This window comes from Pararhizobium antarcticum (assembly GCF_001885585.1).
Taxonomy (GTDB): Bacteria; Pseudomonadota; Alphaproteobacteria; order Rhizobiales; family Rhizobiaceae; genus Pararhizobium; species Pararhizobium antarcticum.
In genome coordinates this window covers 41,511-57,037 of the sequence record NZ_LSRP01000075.1, presented here as the reverse complement: position 1 = coordinate 57,037, position 15,527 = coordinate 41,511, and the positions used below count along the sequence as shown (strand labels likewise).

Here is a 15,527-nt window from a genome sequence, read left to right as displayed (position 1 = left end):
CCTGATGAGTGATTTCACCCTATCGGATCTTGAAGAGATCGTTGCGGACCGCGCCAAGGCTTCGCCGGACGAATCCTGGACGGCGAAACTCGTGGGCCAGGGCCAGCAGAGAGCCGCAAAGAAACTCGGCGAGGAAGCCGTCGAGACCGTGATTGCCGCCATTGGTGGCGAGAAATCAGAGCTTGTCGCCGAAAGTGCAGACCTCCTCTATCACCTGATGGTCGTATTGAACATTGCCGGCATCCCGTTGCATGATGTGATGAACGAGCTTGCCAGGCGCACCGGCCAGTCCGGGCTACAGGAAAAGGCCAACCGGAAGAGTTAATGACGATCGTCGCAAAAGACCTTGAACCGGCCGACATTCCGGATCATTTCGACAACAAGCATTATTCGCCCTACCGTTTCTTCTCGGCGGAAGAATGGTCGAAGTTCCGTGCCGATACGCCGCTGACGCTGACGGCCGACGAGGTGCAGCGGTTGCGGTCGCTGAACGACCCGATCGATCTCTCCGAAGTCCGACGCATCTACCTGTCGCTGTCGCGGCTCCTGTCGGCCCATGTCGAATCCTCGCAGATGCTGTTTGCCCAGCGCCAGCGGTTTCTGTCGATGCCGGAAGAGGCAAAGACGCCCTTCGTCATCGGCATTGCCGGGTCGGTTGCGGTCGGCAAGTCGACCACTGCGCGTATCCTGGCCGAACTCCTGTCGCGCTGGCCATCGAGCCCCAAGGTTGACCTGGTGACGACCGATGGTTTCCTCTATCCGAATGCCGTGCTGCAGCGCGAAAACATCATGGATCGCAAGGGTTTTCCCGAAAGCTACGACACCGGGGCGCTGCTGCGCTTCCTCTCGGCGATCAAGGCCGGCAAGCCCTATGTCAAGGCGCCCTCCTATTCGCACCTGACCTATGACGTGCTGCCGGACCAGTTCAAGATCATCGACCGTCCCGACATCCTGATTTTCGAAGGCATCAACGTTTTGCAATCCCGCAACCTGCCGGCCGACGGCAAAATCGTTCCGATGGTCTCCGACTTCTTCGATTTCTCGATCTATATCGATGCCGAGGAAAGCCTGATCCACAGCTGGTACGTCAGCCGCTTCATGCAGCTGCGGGAGACTGCGTTCAAGGACCCGAATTCCTTCTTCAAGCGCTATGCGCAGGTCAGCGAGGACGCGGCGCTGGCGATCGCGGAAGGCCTCTGGCAGAACATCAACCTGAAGAACCTGCGCCAGAACATCCTGCCGACCCGCCCGCGTGCCGACCTGATCCTGCAGAAGGGCGAAAACCACCTGACGGCAACGGTTGCGCTGCGCAAGCTCTGACGATCAGAGCGTGACCCGGCGCAGCGTCAGATTGATGCGGCCACCATTCTTCAACAGCGTCGAGGTCGTCGGATAGATCTTGTCGACGCCATGGAAACAGAGGCGGCCCTCGCCGCCGAGCACGACGATGTCGCCGCTCGACAGCTTGAATGACAGGGTGCGCCCGCCGCGCTCGGTGCCGCCGACACGAAAAAGACAGGTATCGCCAAGCGAAATCGACAGGACCGGCGTCTGCAGATCCTGCTCGTCGCGATCCTGGTGCAGGCCCATGCGCGCATCGTCGCTGTAGAAATTCACCAGGCAGGCTTCCGGGGGGCTGGCGCCGGCGCAGACCGTGTTCCAGATATCGAGAAGGCTATCCGGCATGGCCGGCCAGGCTTTGCCGGTGACGGGATGATCAGGCTGATAGCGGTAGCCGCGCTTCTGGTCGGTTACCCAGCCGAGCGAACCACAATTGGTCATGCGCACGGTCATCGGCTTGCCGGTGCGCGGCATTTCCGGGACGAAGAGCGGTGCCTGTGCGACAACCTCCCGGATTGTTTCGACCAGCGCCTCCTGCCGGTCCCGATCAAGAAATCCGGGCAGATGCCGTATGCCCTTGGGCAGGACCTGCATGACCGCCCCCTATTCGAGCCCGAGGATCACCGGCGGCGCGCCGAAGCGGTCCGCCCAATCGAGATAGGCGACATCAGTCGGTCCGACGACGTGTTCGACGAGGTTCCAGCGTCCGGACTGGAAACGCAGCAGGGCAAAGACCGTCAGGCCGTCCATCATATCCGCGTCGCCGGAAAAGCTTGTATCCTCGACATTGATCGGGGCGCCGCCGGGGCGTTGCGGATCGACCTGGACGAAGGCCCATTTCGGCGTGGTGCGCAACGTTGCGACGACAAACTCGACCGGGCCGCGCATCTGCGCCTCGACCGCCGGCCGCAACGCATCGAGAACAGCGGCGCGCTCGGCGGATCCTTTTTTCGGTTGATGCACGGCCTGCGCCTGTGCAAGGCCTGCCCATGCGGCCAACAGAAGCGCACAGGCAAGCAGAAGGGTTTTTCCCAGACCGGAGCTCACGCCTGTTCCAGATCCGGAATGCGCAGGACCTGGCCGGGATAGATCTTGTCGGGATGGGTCAGCATCGGGCGATTGGCATCGAAGATCGCGGTGTTCTTGGCGCCCTTGCCCTTGCCGTACTGGGTCTCGGCGATCTTCCAGAGATTGTCGCCCTTCTTGACCGTGTAGAACACCGGCGTCTTGGCAGCTGCCGGCGTTTCGCTTGCGGACTCCGCGACCTTCAGCTCGCTCGCCTCGACCTGCGAGATGCCCAGCGTATTGCCGACTGCGATGACGGCCTTTTCGAAGATGGACTGATCCTTGACGGTGCCGGTCAAGACGATCTTGTCCTCGACCACGGTGACATCCACCTTGTCGGTACCGAGATCATGCGAGGCGAGTTCCTTTTTGACGGCCTCGACGTCCGGAGCGTCATCATCGCCACCAATTCCGAGCTTCTTGCCGGCATTCTTGATAAAGCTGAAAAGACCCATCGCACATCTCCCTTGGCGTTTTTGTCTTGGCCTATGTTTGTCTGCACTTAAGAGAGTGCAGTTGCCGGCAAAAAACAAGGTGTGCGCCGAAAACTTGTGGCCTCAATCGCCATCCGGCCGGCCGCGCATTTTCTTGATCTCGCCGCGACCTGTCTTGGCTTTCAGCCGGCGCTCGATGGAGCCCTTGGTTGGCCTTGTCTTGCGGCGCGGCGGCGGAGGCGGCTCGGCGGCCTTCAGGATCAGCTCTTTCAACCGCTCGCGTGCATCCTCGCGATTGCGATCCTGGCTGCGGAACCGCGACGCCTCGATCATCAAGACGCCATCCTTGGACACCTTGCGGCCGGCGAGCTTGATGGCATTGTCACGGACGCGCTCCGACAGGGCCGGCGAGGCCGCGATGCCGTAGAACAGCTGGACCGCTGTCGAGACCTTGTTGACGTTCTGCCCCCCCGGCCCCCCGGCCAGCACGAATTGCTCCGTCAGTTCCCAGCCGGCAATGACGATGCGGTCGTTGATGTAGAGCGGATCACTGGCCATCGCTGTCTTCCTTCGACTGCGTCTATCTCACAGGATCGGCCCGTTGAAAACGGCGCAACGGAAAAACCCGGCCAGAGGAGCCGGGTTTCACGTGAATCATCGCCTGCGATGGTTTATTCGGCCGCAATCTTCATGCCGGGCGCCGCATCGAGAACGCTGCCATCGACATGGCTTTCGAACTTGGCGAAATTGCCGACGAACATATCGACCAGCTTGCGGGCCTGCGCATCATAGGCGACGGCATCGCTCCAGGTGGAGCGGGGATCGAGAATGGTGGTGTCGACACCAGCGACGGCCACCGGAACCGCAAAGCCGAAATTCGCATCCGTGCGGAATTCGGCGGTCTTCAGCGACCCGTCGAGGGCTGCGGCCAGAAGCGCGCGCGTTGCCTTGATCGGCATGCGGTTGCCGGTGCCGTAGGCGCCGCCGGTCCAGCCGGTATTGACCAGCCAGCAGGTGACCTCGTGGCGGGCGATCAGGTCCTTCAGCAGATTGCCGTATTCCGACGGATGCCGCGGCATGAACGGCGCGCCGAAGCAGGTCGAGAAGGTGGCCTCCGGCTCGGTGACACCCTTTTCTGTGCCGGCCACCTTGGCGGTGTAGCCCGAGAGGAAATGATACATCGCCTGTTCCGGCGTCAGTTGCGCGATCGGCGGCAAAACGCCGAAGGCATCTGCGGTCAGCATGATGATCGTTTTCGGATGTCCGGATTTGCCGGTTGCGCTGGCATTCGGGATGAAATCCAGCGGATAGGCGCAGCGCGTGTTTTCGGTCAGCGAGCCATCGTTGAAATCGGGCACGCGATCATTGTCGAGAATGACGTTTTCCAGAACCGTGCCGAAGCGGCGGGTGGTTGCAAAGATCTCCGGCTCGGCCTCCGCCGAAAGGCGGATGGTCTTGGCATAGCAGCCCCCTTCAAAATTGAAGATGCCGTCTTCACCCCAGCCATGTTCGTCGTCGCCGATCAGCGTGCGCTTCGGATCGGCCGACAGCGTTGTCTTGCCGGTGCCCGAGAGGCCGAAGAAGACGGCCGAATCACCGGCGGGGCCGACATTGGCCGAGCAATGCATCGGCATGACGCCCTTTTCCGGCAGAAGATAGTTCAGCACCGTGAATACGGATTTCTTCATTTCGCCAGCATAGGAGGTGCCGGCGATGAGCACGAGACCATTGACCAGATCGCAGGCGATGACCGTTTCCGAGCGGCATCCGTGCCGGGCCGGATCCGCCTTAAAGCTTGGCAGGTCGATGATCGTCAGCTTCGGCAGGAAGGTTGCGAGTGCTTCGCGATCCGGGCGGATCAAAAGGTTGCGGATGAACAGCGAGTGCCAGGCGAACTCGGTCACGACCCGTGTCGGCAGGGCATTGACCGCATCGGCACCGCCAACCAGATCCTGTACATAGAGCGACAGCCCATTGGTATGGGCCAGCATGTCGGCATGCAGCACGGCGAAATGCTCCGGCGACATTTCCTTGTTGTTGTCCCACCAGATCTGGCCGGATGTCGTGGCGTCGCGGACAACGAACTTGTCCTTCGCCGAACGGCCCGTGTGCTGGCCGGTCAAGGCGCGAAGGGCGCCATGGGCGGTGACCTGTGCTTCGCCGTGGCGCAGGGCCTCCTCGTAGAGTTCAGCCGTACCGAAGTTATAGCGAACCGTATCCAGAGCCTTGAAACCGATTGCGTCCAGCCCGAGCGCCGGGTTGCGGATACCAAGTTCCTTCATGGTCCAGCTTTCCTTCCGTGTTTTGCCAAATGGCCTTTGAATTTCCCGGACCATAAAAGCGGAACATCTAAAACACAAGGCAACGGACTAAAAAATTCAACGATTTCAGTATATTAATCGATTTAAAGAAAAATATCGCTTTTTTAATCGGTTGAAATACGCGCTTCAAACGTCATATTTGAAAGGCCTTTTCCGATTTCTCGGTGCGGAGAGAACGTTTGGCGATTTACTTCGCCACAATTTGTTCCACCTTTATACTCAAGAAGCGCTTGGACTGGCAGTATGGCCTGAGGCTGGATCATTCGACCAGGAGCGCCTTAATGATGGAGCCACTTAACATGCAGACGATTGCACTTGTCGATGACGACCGGAACATCCTGACCTCCGTTTCCATTGCCCTGGAAGCGGAAGGCTACAAGGTTGAGACCTATACCGACGGTGCCTCCGCTCTTGACGGGCTTCTTGCGCGGCCGCCGCAACTGGCGATCTTCGATATCAAGATGCCGCGTATGGACGGCATGGAGCTTTTGCGCCGCCTGCGCCAGAAGTCGGACATTCCGGTGATCTTCCTGACGTCGAAGGATGAGGAAATCGACGAGTTGTTCGGCCTGAAGATGGGCGCGGACGATTTCATCACCAAACCGTTTTCGCAGCGATTGCTGGTCGAGCGGGTAAAGGCGATCCTGCGGCGCTCTGCCAATCGCGAGGCGGCGGCGGCTGCCAATGCCGCCGGCACGCCGAAGTCGGCCGCCGATATCCAGGCACGCTCACTCGAGCGCGGCCAGCTCGCCATGGACCAGGAACGCCACACCTGCACCTGGAAGAACGAGCAGGTGACGCTGACCGTCACTGAATTCCTGATCCTGCATTCGCTGGCCCAGCGTCCGGGCGTCGTCAAAAGCCGGGATTCGCTGATGGATGCGGCCTATGACGAGCAGGTCTATGTCGATGACCGCACCATCGACAGCCACATCAAGCGGCTGCGCAAGAAGTTCAAGATGGTCGACAATGATTTCGACATGATCGAAACGCTTTACGGCGTCGGCTATCGTTTTCGCGAGTCAGCCTGATTTCAACCGGCTTCAACAGGTGAACGGCGGTGCTGCAAGACTGGCGCGTCGCCGTCCCAGCCTGTATGATCGCCCGGGCGGCCAGATGGATAGGCGGAACTCGGGCTTGCCGGGACGGTCTGGCTCACCCCGAGATCGGGATCGACCGCCTGTTGTTCAAAGCCTGCAAATCAAGGTCTGTAGTTTCAAGGCCTGTAATTTCAGGGCCCGTAGTTTCAAGACCCGTAGTTTCAGGGCCCCTCGTTAAGGACCGCGCTGGCGGAAGTGGAAGGCTTGGTCGAAGTCTTGCGAAATATGGACATGGACGATAGCGACGGAAACAACCCTTCCGATCGGCGCTGGGTGCATCCGTTCACCCTGGTGCGCCGGATCTTCGGCAATGCCGTTTTTTCGAGCCTGACACGCCGCATCCTGTTTTTCAACCTTGTGGCGCTTGTCGTGCTCGTCGGCGGCATCATGTATCTCAACCAGTTTCGCGAGGGGCTGATCGATGCCCGCGTCGAGAGCCTGCTGACCCAGGGCGAAATCATCGCTGGGGCGATCGCGGCGTCGGCCTCCGTCGACACCAACTCGATCACCATCGACCCGCAGAAACTGCTGGAACTGCAGGCCGGGCAGAGCATTACGCCGCTCCCGAGCGACGAGGACCTGGAATTTCCGATCACGCAGGAGCGCGTGGCGCCTGTGCTGAGACGGCTGATTTCGCCAACACGGACGCGCGCACGTCTGTTCGACGCCGATGCCGATCTTCTGCTCGATTCGCGCCATCTCTATACCGGCGGCCAGGTGCTGCGCTTCGACCTGCCGCCGATCGACCCGGAATCGGCCACCTGGTCGGAACGGCTGAACGGCCTGTTCAACCGGATCCTGCAGCCCGGCAACCTGCCGCTCTACAAGGAGCCGCCCGGCGGCAACGGCTCGATCTATCCCGAAGTGATGAACGCGCTGACCGGCGTGCGCGGTGCTGTCGTTCGCGTCACGGACAAGGGCGAACTGATCGTTTCCGTCGCCGTGCCGGTGCAGCGCTTCAGGGCTGTGCTCGGCGTGCTGCTCCTGTCGACGCAGGCCGGTGATATCGACAAGATCGTGCATGCCGAACGGCTCGCCATCATTCGTGTGTTCGGCGTTGCCGCGCTCGTCAACGTGATCCTGTCGCTTCTCCTGTCCAGCACCATTGCCAATCCCCTGCGCCGATTGTCGGCGGCAGCCGTCCGGGTGCGCCGCGGCGGCGCCAAGGAGCGCGAGGAGATACCCGACTTTTCCTCCCGCCAGGACGAGATCGGCAACCTTTCGGTTGCCCTGCGCGAAATGACCTCCGCGCTCTACGACCGGATCGCCGCCATCGAGAACTTTGCCGCCGATGTCAGCCACGAGCTGAAAAATCCGCTGACATCCTTGCGCAGCGCCGTGGAAACCCTGCCGCTGGCACGGACCGACGAATCGAAAAAGCGGCTGATGGATGTGATCCAGCACGATGTGCGCCGTCTCGACCGGCTGATCAGCGATATTTCCGACGCCTCCCGGCTGGATGCCGAACTGGCCCGCAGCGACGCCAGTATCGTCGACCTCGAAAAGCTGCTCGGTGACCTCGTGGACATTTCCCGGCAGATCCGCAGCCACAAGAAGGCCGTCCTTCTGGAGTTTGTCGTCGACCGCAAGGACAATCCGAAAACCCGCTTCGCGGTTGCCGGTTATGAGCTGCGCATCGGCCAGATCATCACCAACCTGATCGAGAACGCCCGATCCTTCGTTCCCGACCCCGGTGGGCGGATCGTCGTGCGGCTGGCCCGGACGCGCACGCGCTGCGTCGTCTATGTCGAAGACAACGGCCCCGGCATCCAGGTGGAAGACATCGACCGCATTTTCGAGCGCTTCTACACCGACCGGCCGGAGGGCGAGGATTTCGGCCAGAATTCGGGGCTGGGCCTGTCGATCTCACGCCAGATCGCCGAAGCCCACGACGGGACGCTGAAAGCGGAAAACATCATAGACGCGAAGACTGGCGCGATCGTCGGCGCGCGCTTCATCCTGTCTCTGCCGACCGAGGCCAACCCGTGAGCGGCAGCCGTTTCAACGTCCACGGCACGGCGATCGTGCTGGGAACGATGGGTTTTCTTTTGGTCGGGCCTTCAGGTGCCGGAAAATCAACCCTTTCGCTCAGCCTGATGAGCCAGGCAAGGCTGCGGGGGCTATATGCCGCGCTTGTCAGCGACGACCAGGTGTTCGTCTCCTGTGCCGGCGGACAGATCCTTGCGCATGGCCCGGAAACGATCCGCGGCCTGATCGAGATCCGCGGCGCCGGGATTGCCGACATAGAGACGATTTCCTGCGCCGTCCTGCACCTCGCCCTTCGTCCGGTGAAGCTCGAAAACGTCGAGAGACTGCCGCCGGCGGCGGAACTTCATAGGCTCGACGCGCGGATGAGCCTGCCTCTCCTGCGTTTGCCCTATGGTGACGGGCAGGATTCCTTCGCAATTCTGGAACAGCTTTTGCCTCAAAATTCGGCGCTTGCAGGATGAAAGTGCCGCATTTGCCGCCGTTGTAGCATTTTGGGCTTGCACTTCGCCTTTTCCTTGCCAAGATGACCGCCCGAAAGGTGGACGAAATTGCTGCATTGCGATATCTGACCATCGAAGCGTTGCAGATGCAGTTGGAGCATAGACATCATGATCGGACTTGTGCTTGTCACACACGGCAAGCTGGCTGAAGAGTTTCGTCATGCACTCGAGCATGTTGTCGGTCCGCAAAAGGCAATCGAAACCGTCTGTATCGGCCCGGAAGACGACATGGACCAGCGGCGCCAGGACATAATCGATGCCGTCACAGCGGCCGATTCCGGCAAAGGCGTGATCATCCTGACCGACATGTTCGGAGGCACGCCCTCGAACCTGGCGATTTCCGTCATGCAGAGCGGCGTGACCGAAGTGATTGCCGGCGTCAACCTGCCAATGCTGATCAAGCTGGCCGGCGTGCGCGGCGAAAGCGATATGGACCGGGCCCTGGTCGAGGCTTCGGAAGCCGGCCGCAAATACATCAATGTCGCCAGCCGCGTTCTGAGCGGCAAATAACCGGAATGCCTGCCCGATGTCGCTCTCCCGTGAACTGCTGATCGTCAACAAAAGAGGGCTTCATGCCCGCGCCTCGGCCAAGTTCGTCCAGATGGTCGAAGGCTATGAGGCCGACATCACCGTGTCCAAGGATGGCATGACGGTGGGCGGCACGTCGATCATGGGCCTTATGATGCTGGCCGCCAGTACCGGATCCACCATCTTTGTCACCGCCGGTGGCGCGCAGGCGCAGGAAGCGCTCGATGCGCTCGATGCGCTTGTTGGCGACAAATTTGGTGAGGAAATGTAAAGCAAAGATATAAACATATAAAGACCTCTTTATATGACTATTGCTGCTGACGCCTTTTCCTGATAGGTCAATGCCAAACTCCCATTGCTTTTCGGGAGAGCATGATTCTGCGCCATGCCTTCGCCTCATCTGTCCGGGGCCGGCCGGCGGAATGCCACCAGTCAGGAGACATCCATGAGCACCACCAATGACTATATCGTTGCCGATATCGGCCTCGCCGACTTCGGCCGCAAGGAAATCACCATTGCTGAAACGGAAATGCCGGGCCTGATGGCCTGCCGTGAGGAATTCGGGGCTTCGAAGCCGCTGAAGGGCGCACGCATCACCGGCTCGCTGCACATGACCATCCAGACGGCCGTGCTGATCGAGACGCTCGCTGTTCTCGGCGCCGATATCCGCTGGGCATCGTGCAACATCTTCTCGACGCAGGACCATGCTGCGGCCGCGATCGCCGCGACCGGCATCCCGGTCTATGCAGTCAAGGGCGAAACCCTTGAAGACTACTGGACCTATACCGACAAGATCTTCCAGTGGGCCGATGGCGGCGTTTCCAACATGATCCTCGACGATGGCGGCGACGCCACCATGTACATCCTGCTCGGCGCCCGCGCCGAAGCCGGCGAAGACGTCCTGTCGAAGCCTGAGTCCGAGGAAGAAGAAATCCTCGTGGCCCAGATCAAGAAGCGGCTGGCAGCCTCACCGGGCTGGTTCACCAAGCAGCGCGATGCAATCAAGGGCGTGACCGAAGAAACCACGACCGGCGTTAACCGCCTGTACCAGCTCCAGGCCAAGGGCCTCCTGCCCTTCCCGGCAATCAACGTCAATGATTCGGTCACCAAGTCGAAGTTCGACAACAAGTATGGCTGCAAGGAATCGCTGGTCGACGGCATCCGCCGCGGCACCGACGTGATGATGGCCGGCAAGGTTGCCGTCGTCTGCGGCTATGGCGACGTCGGCAAGGGTTCGGCTGCCTCGCTTTCGGGCGCCGGCGCGCGCGTCAAGGTCACGGAAGTCGACCCAATCTGCGCCCTGCAGGCCGCCATGGACGGTTTCGAAGTCGTCCAGCTGGAAGACGTCGTGGCGTCTGCCGACATCTTCATCACGACGACCGGCAACAAGGACGTCATCCGCATGGACCACATGCGGGCAATGAAGGACATGGCGATCGTTGGTAATATCGGCCACTTCGACAACGAGATCCAGGTCGCATCGCTGCGCAACCTCAAGTGGACGAACATCAAGCCGCAGGTCGACATGATCGAGTTCCCGAAGGGCAATCGCATGATCCTGCTCTCGGAAGGGCGCCTGCTCAACCTCGGCAACGCCACCGGCCACCCGTCCTTCGTGATGTCCGCCTCGTTCTCCAACCAGGTTCTGGCGCAGATCGAGCTGTTCACCAAGGGCGAACAGTACGGCAAGGAAGTCTACGTCCTGCCGAAGCACCTCGACGAGAAGGTCGCGCGCCTGCATCTTGCCAAGCTCGGCGTTAAGCTGACTGAGCTGTCCGAGGAACAGGCCGGTTATATCGGCGTGAAAACGCAGGGCCCGTTCAAGTCGGAACACTACCGCTACTAATCCTTACCCGGATAATCCACAACATATAGAAGCCGCGTCCTTGACAAGGGGCGCGGTTTCTTTTTTGAGCATCGCCCTTCCCGGAGATTCCCCGAAGAAGTATGTTTTCAGGCATTGATTCGTGATGGAGATGCGGACCTCCAGCATTGCGGATCGGGCTGTCTTGTCGTTCTGCGGCAAACAGACAAAGACATGCCGGACATGCGATCGGACTGAACGAGCCTGCCAGTGGCGGACATCGATGTATCCTGCGTGGCGATTTGCAACCGGACCAGAAACCTTGACGATCGCGCTTCACCGAAAGGTCGGGGCACGCTCCAAGGTGTTGAATACGCGTGTGATTGCTGTTGCCGATTCGGCTCTGGCATCACGTGTTGTGCAAACGGGGAAAAGCACGCCATGAAAACAGGTTCTTCAAGGCGCACAAGCGCGGGTGGAAAAATCCGCCGGCTGATGCGCAGGCTCACGGCCGGATCTGCCCTGGCGGCATTGGCAAGCCCCGCCAGCGCATCCGTCGAAAACCTGCTGACCACAGGCACAATCTTTCATTCTTCGGAAGTCATCACCTTTTCCGTCCTGATCGGCGTGATTTCGGCTGCGATGATCTCGGCCATCTGGCTTATCCGCCAGCGGGGCAATATCGAGACCGAAAACCGCGACCTGAATGCTGCGCTGGCCGACGCCAATCAGCGGATTTCACGTTTCCAGGCCCTGATCGCCGACAAGAACCGCCGCATCGTCGTCTGGGACGGTCTGTCCGACAAGCCGGAATTCCTTGGCCTGCTGCCGGCCGAAACAGGCGCGCCGCAGGATGATCGCGATTTCCTCGCCTTCGGCCGCTGGATCAAATCGACATCCGCATCCGAACTCGAAAAAGCCATCGAGCTATTGCGCTCGAACGCCCAGAGTTTCGACCTCGTGCTCGAAACGAACCGCAACGAGGTGCTCGAAGCACAGGGACGGGTGTCCGGCGGCCGTGCCTTCGTGCGGTTCGTGGCACTCAACAATCTGCGCGCCGAACTCGCCGATCTGAAGCTCGAACGCGACCGCCTGCATGCCTCGCTCTCCTGTGTCCAGACCATGCTCGATTCCATCGACCTGCCGGTCTGGCAACGGGGTCCGGACGGCAATCTGCTCTGGGTCAACCACGCCTATGCGGAATCGGTCGAGGCGGCGGCGCCCGCAGTCGCCATCCGCGAAGGTCGCGAATTGCTGGCCACCGTGGCGCGGGAAAAGATCCGCTCGGTGAGCACCTATGACACGCCCTACCGCGACAAGGTCTCGACCGTCGTTCGTGGAAACCGGACCTTCTTCGATGTCGTCGACGCCAAGAGTTCCTCCGGTTCGGCCGGCATCGCCGTCGATGTTTCCGAGGCCGAGGCGGTGCGCGAGGAACTGAAGCGTACCCTGAAGAGCCATTCGGAAACGCTCGACCATCTGGCCACGCCCGTCGCCACGTTTGACGGCAGCCAGCGCCTGCAATTCTACAACCAGGCTTTCCAGACGCTCTGGGATCTCGACATGGGCTTTCTCGAGCGCAAGCCCGGCAATGGCGAAATCCTCGACCGGTTGCGAGCCGGCGGCAAGCTGCCTGAACAGCTGAATTGGAAACAATGGAAGGACCAGGCGCTTTCCGTCTACCAGGCCATCGAAACGCAGACCGATCTCTGGCACCTGCCCAACGGCCAGACGCTGCGCGTGTTTGCCACGGCACGGCCGCAGGGCGGCGCCACCTGGGTTTTCGAGAACCTGACCGAGAAAGTCGATCTCGAAACACGCTACAATACGCTGGTCCAGGTTCAAGGCGAAACCATCGATCATCTGTCGGAAGGCGTTGCTGTCTTTGGGCCCGATGGTCGCATCAAGCTCTCCAATCCCGCCTTCCGGGCGCTCTGGGGCGTCAGCGAGGCAGATGCCAAACCGGGCACGCATATCCGCGCCATCGAACAGGCCTGCATCTCGTCCTACGACCAGCCGGACGGCTGGAAGCGGTTTGCGCACATCATCACCAGCTTTGACGATGAGCGGCCATCTTGCCAGGGCGTGCTGGAACTGCGCACAGGCCTGATACTCGATTTCGCCGTCATTCCGCTGCCGAACGCACAGACCATGGTGACCTTCGTCAACATCACCGACAGCGCCCGCGTCGAGCGCGCCCTGACCGAGAAGAACGAAGCCCTCAGGCTTGCCGATTCGCTGAAGAACGACTTCGTCCAGCACGTATCCTACGAATTGCGCTCGCCGCTCACCAATATCATCGGTTTTGCCGACCTTTTGAAGACGCCGACGTTTGGCGCGCTCAACGAAAGACAGGCGGAATATGTCGACCATATCTCGACATCGTCCTCGCTGCTGCTGACCATCGTCAACGATATTCTCGATCTTGCCACCGTCGATGCCGGCATCGTCGAGCTCGATCTCTCCGAAATCAACCTCACGGACTTCCTCGATGAAGTCTCGTTGCAGATGGCCGACCGGCTGCAGGAAAGCGCGGTGACCCTGCGCATCGATGCGCCCGACACGCTGGGGCTTTTCGTTGCCGATCACCAGCGGATGAAGCAGATCCTGATCAAGCTCCTGACCAATGCCGCGAATTTTGCGCCCGATGGCAGCACCATCAACCTGCGATGCCGTCGCGACGGCAATGACTTCGTCTTCAGCGTCTCCGACAACGGCCCGGGCATCCCGCAGGATATTCTCGACACGGTGTTCAACCGCTTCGAAAGCCATGGGCAGCACGGTGGCGCAGGCCTCGGCCTGTCCATCGTCGAAAGCTTCGTCAGCCTTCACCACGGCACGGTTTCGATCCGCAGCCATGAGGGCGAAGGCACTGAGGTCACCTGCCGCATTCCGTCCGGCGACCTGCAAAAAGCCGAAGCGGCGGAATAATGCAGCCGATCACGCTTTTCCTGAAGGATGAGGCGGCCACCATCGCATTCGGCGAGGATCTGGCGCTGGCATTGAAGGCGGGCGATTGCCTGGCGCTGTCCGGTGATCTTGGCGCCGGCAAATCGACCCTGGCCCGCGCGCTGCTGCGCGCCATGGCCGATGACGAGACGCTGGATGTGCCGAGCCCGACCTTCACGCTGGTGCAGGCCTACGACCTGCGCATTCCGGTGGCGCATTTCGACCTCTATCGTCTCGGCGATGTCTCCGAACTCGACGAGCTTGGTTTCGACGAGGCGCTGTCGGACGGCATCTGTCTGGTCGAATGGCCGGAAAAGGCCTTGTCGGGTCTTCCCCGGGATCGCCTGACCCTGGATTTTTCGCATGTCGGCGAGGGGCGCGACGTCACGCTTTCGGGCAATCCGCCGGCGCTGGAGCGCATTGCCCGCAGCCTGGCCATCCGCGAATTTCTCGACCGCAATGGCTATGCTGGAGCCAAACGCCGGCATCTGAGCGGCGATGCTTCGGCCCGCGCCTATGAGCGGATCGAAACGCCAGACGGCCCGACGACGATCCTGATGGACGCCGCCCGGCACAGTCCCGGCCCGATCCTGCAGGACGGGAAATATTACCAGCAGCTCGCCCACATCGCCGAAGATGTGGTTCCCTTTGTCGCCATCGCAGACGCGCTCCGGCGCCAAGGGCTTTGTGCACCGGAGATCCATGCCGCCGATCTCGATGCCGGCATATTGCTGATCGAGAACCTCGGCCACGATGGCGTGCTCGATGCTGCGGGCCAGCCGATCACGGAGCGCTATCTCGAAAGCGTGCGTCTGCTGGCGCAGCTGCACGCGACCCCGCCGGAACGGGACATTCCGGTCGCGCCGGGCATTATCCATTGCATTGCGGACTTTGATCGCACGGCGATGAAGATCGAGACGCAATTGCTGATCGACTGGTTTCTGCCCTGGAAACGCAATGCACCGGCATCGGAGGCGGAGCGAAAAGACTATGCAGCGATCTGGGACGGCCTGATCGATCGGATGGCCTCTTCGGAAAAAAACCTGCTGCTGCGCGACTATCATTCGCCGAACATCATCTGGCGCGCGGATCGCGACGGGCTGGAGCGGATCGGTATCATCGATTTCCAGGACGCGATGATCGGCCCGACCGCCTATGATGTCGCCTCGCTGACGCAGGATGCACGGGTCACCATCGCACCTGAACTCTCAATGCTTATGCTCGACGCATACACGGCAGCGCGCCGAGCGCAGGGGCCTTTCGATGAAGACGCGTTCCGGCGCGACTGGCACCTGATGTCGGCGCAACGCAACTGCAAGCTGGTCGGCATCTGGGTGCGGTTGATGCAGCGGGACGGCAAACCCGGCTACATGAAACATATGCCGCGCACATTTGCCTATCTCGAGGTCGCGCTCCAACATCCTGTCCTCGCGCCCTTGCGCGATTGGTGCATAAAGGCTGGAATCCTTTCCACCGAATCAGCGGATTGATGACCA

Annotated in this window: 15 protein-coding genes; 10 read left to right on the top strand and 5 right to left on the bottom strand. The window is 60.7% G+C overall.

The window, feature by feature from the left end:
• Positions 1–4 precede the first annotated feature (4 nt).
• Both AX760_RS08845 and coaA read left to right on the top strand, forming a co-directional pair.
• Positions 5–325, top strand: coding sequence for a phosphoribosyl-ATP diphosphatase (locus tag AX760_RS08845; protein WP_071832516.1), 321 nt, complete (start codon positions 5–7; stop codon positions 323–325).
• On the top strand, positions 325–1,320 hold the full coding sequence (gene coaA, locus AX760_RS08840; protein WP_071832515.1) for a type I pantothenate kinase: 996 nt from the start codon (positions 325–327) through the stop codon (positions 1,318–1,320). The genes AX760_RS08845 and coaA overlap by 1 nt, the downstream gene beginning before the upstream one ends.
• 3 nt (positions 1,321–1,323) lie before the next feature.
• On the opposite strand, the gene AX760_RS08835 is transcribed toward coaA, so the two are convergent.
• The 5 genes from AX760_RS08835 to AX760_RS08815 form a co-directional block, all read right to left on the bottom strand.
• Positions 1,324–1,935: an alpha-ketoglutarate-dependent dioxygenase AlkB family protein gene (locus tag AX760_RS08835; protein WP_071832514.1), complete on the bottom strand. Its 612-nt coding sequence runs from the start codon at positions 1,933–1,935 to the stop codon at positions 1,324–1,326.
• Between the two features lie 9 nt (positions 1,936–1,944).
• Positions 1,945–2,388, bottom strand: coding sequence for a hypothetical protein (locus AX760_RS08830; protein WP_245294965.1), 444 nt, complete (start codon positions 2,386–2,388; stop codon positions 1,945–1,947).
• The gene (lysM, locus tag AX760_RS08825; protein ID WP_071832513.1) at positions 2,385–2,861 is read right to left on the bottom strand and encodes a peptidoglycan-binding protein LysM; all 477 of its coding nucleotides are present in this window, start codon (positions 2,859–2,861) and stop codon (positions 2,385–2,387) included. Before lysM ends, AX760_RS08830 begins: the two co-directional genes overlap by 4 nt.
• Before the next feature lie 102 nt (positions 2,862–2,963).
• Positions 2,964–3,398, bottom strand: coding sequence for an alternative ribosome rescue aminoacyl-tRNA hydrolase ArfB (arfB, locus tag AX760_RS08820; protein ID WP_071832512.1), 435 nt, complete (start codon positions 3,396–3,398; stop codon positions 2,964–2,966).
• A gap of 113 nt (positions 3,399–3,511) precedes the next feature.
• Positions 3,512–5,122 (bottom strand): phosphoenolpyruvate carboxykinase, encoded by a 1,611-nt coding sequence (locus tag AX760_RS08815; protein ID WP_071832511.1) that lies wholly within the window; start codon positions 5,120–5,122, stop codon positions 3,512–3,514.
• A gap of 338 nt (positions 5,123–5,460) precedes the next feature.
• Here AX760_RS08815 and AX760_RS08810 point away from each other — a divergent pair, with 338 nt between their 5' ends.
• From AX760_RS08810 to tsaE, 8 genes are all read left to right on the top strand, one after another.
• Positions 5,461–6,192, top strand: a complete 732-nt coding sequence (locus tag AX760_RS08810; RefSeq protein WP_071832510.1) for a response regulator transcription factor — start codon at positions 5,461–5,463, stop codon at positions 6,190–6,192.
• Positions 6,193–6,486: 294 nt separating this feature from the next.
• On the top strand, positions 6,487–8,250 hold the full coding sequence (locus AX760_RS08805; protein ID WP_425348828.1) for a sensor histidine kinase: 1,764 nt from the start codon (positions 6,487–6,489) through the stop codon (positions 8,248–8,250).
• The gene (locus AX760_RS08800) at positions 8,247–8,711 is read left to right on the top strand and encodes an HPr kinase/phosphorylase (protein ID WP_071832508.1); all 465 of its coding nucleotides are present in this window, start codon (positions 8,247–8,249) and stop codon (positions 8,709–8,711) included. Before AX760_RS08805 ends, AX760_RS08800 begins: the two co-directional genes overlap by 4 nt.
• Positions 8,712–8,858: 147 nt before the next feature.
• Positions 8,859–9,260, top strand: a complete 402-nt coding sequence (locus tag AX760_RS08795; protein ID WP_071832507.1) for a PTS sugar transporter subunit IIA — start codon at positions 8,859–8,861, stop codon at positions 9,258–9,260.
• Between the two features lie 16 nt (positions 9,261–9,276).
• The gene (locus tag AX760_RS08790) at positions 9,277–9,549 is read left to right on the top strand and encodes an HPr family phosphocarrier protein (RefSeq protein ID WP_071832506.1); all 273 of its coding nucleotides are present in this window, start codon (positions 9,277–9,279) and stop codon (positions 9,547–9,549) included.
• A gap of 174 nt (positions 9,550–9,723) precedes the next feature.
• Positions 9,724–11,124: an adenosylhomocysteinase gene (ahcY, locus tag AX760_RS08785; RefSeq protein WP_071832505.1), complete on the top strand. Its 1,401-nt coding sequence runs from the start codon at positions 9,724–9,726 to the stop codon at positions 11,122–11,124.
• Positions 11,125–11,523: 399 nt separating this feature from the next.
• Complete coding sequence (locus AX760_RS08780) at positions 11,524–14,013, top strand: sensor histidine kinase (protein ID WP_071832504.1); 2,490 nt, start codon at positions 11,524–11,526, stop codon at positions 14,011–14,013.
• Positions 14,013–15,521, top strand: coding sequence for a tRNA (adenosine(37)-N6)-threonylcarbamoyltransferase complex ATPase subunit type 1 TsaE (gene tsaE / locus AX760_RS08775; RefSeq protein ID WP_071832503.1), 1,509 nt, complete (start codon positions 14,013–14,015; stop codon positions 15,519–15,521). Before AX760_RS08780 ends, tsaE begins: the two co-directional genes overlap by 1 nt.
• Positions 15,522–15,527 lie beyond the last annotated feature (6 nt).

Bases quoted from the DNA above. Each gene is read 5' to 3' on its own strand.
- AX760_RS08810 (WP_071832510.1), top strand. From the start codon at position 5,461: ATGCAGACGATTGCACTTGTCGATGACGACCGGAACATCCTGACCTCC.
- AX760_RS08780 (WP_071832504.1), top strand. From the start codon at position 11,524: ATGAAAACAGGTTCTTCAAGGCGCACAAGCGCGGGTGGAAAAATCCGC.
- coaA (WP_071832515.1), top strand. From the start codon at position 325: ATGACGATCGTCGCAAAAGACCTTGAACCGGCCGACATTCCGGATCAT.
- AX760_RS08845 (WP_071832516.1), top strand. From the start codon at position 5: ATGAGTGATTTCACCCTATCGGATCTTGAAGAGATCGTTGCGGACCGC.
- AX760_RS08795 (WP_071832507.1), top strand. From the start codon at position 8,859: ATGATCGGACTTGTGCTTGTCACACACGGCAAGCTGGCTGAAGAGTTT.
- lysM (WP_071832513.1), bottom strand. From the start codon at position 2,861: ATGGGTCTTTTCAGCTTTATCAAGAATGCCGGCAAGAAGCTCGGAATT.
- tsaE (WP_071832503.1), top strand. From the start codon at position 14,013: ATGCAGCCGATCACGCTTTTCCTGAAGGATGAGGCGGCCACCATCGCA.
- ahcY (WP_071832505.1), top strand. From the start codon at position 9,724: ATGAGCACCACCAATGACTATATCGTTGCCGATATCGGCCTCGCCGAC.
- AX760_RS08835 (WP_071832514.1), bottom strand. From the start codon at position 1,935: ATGCAGGTCCTGCCCAAGGGCATACGGCATCTGCCCGGATTTCTTGAT.
- AX760_RS08815 (WP_071832511.1), bottom strand. From the start codon at position 5,122: ATGAAGGAACTTGGTATCCGCAACCCGGCGCTCGGGCTGGACGCAATC.
- AX760_RS08805 (WP_425348828.1), top strand. From the start codon at position 6,487: ATGGACATGGACGATAGCGACGGAAACAACCCTTCCGATCGGCGCTGG.
- arfB (WP_071832512.1), bottom strand. From the start codon at position 3,398: ATGGCCAGTGATCCGCTCTACATCAACGACCGCATCGTCATTGCCGGC.
- AX760_RS08790 (WP_071832506.1), top strand. From the start codon at position 9,277: ATGTCGCTCTCCCGTGAACTGCTGATCGTCAACAAAAGAGGGCTTCAT.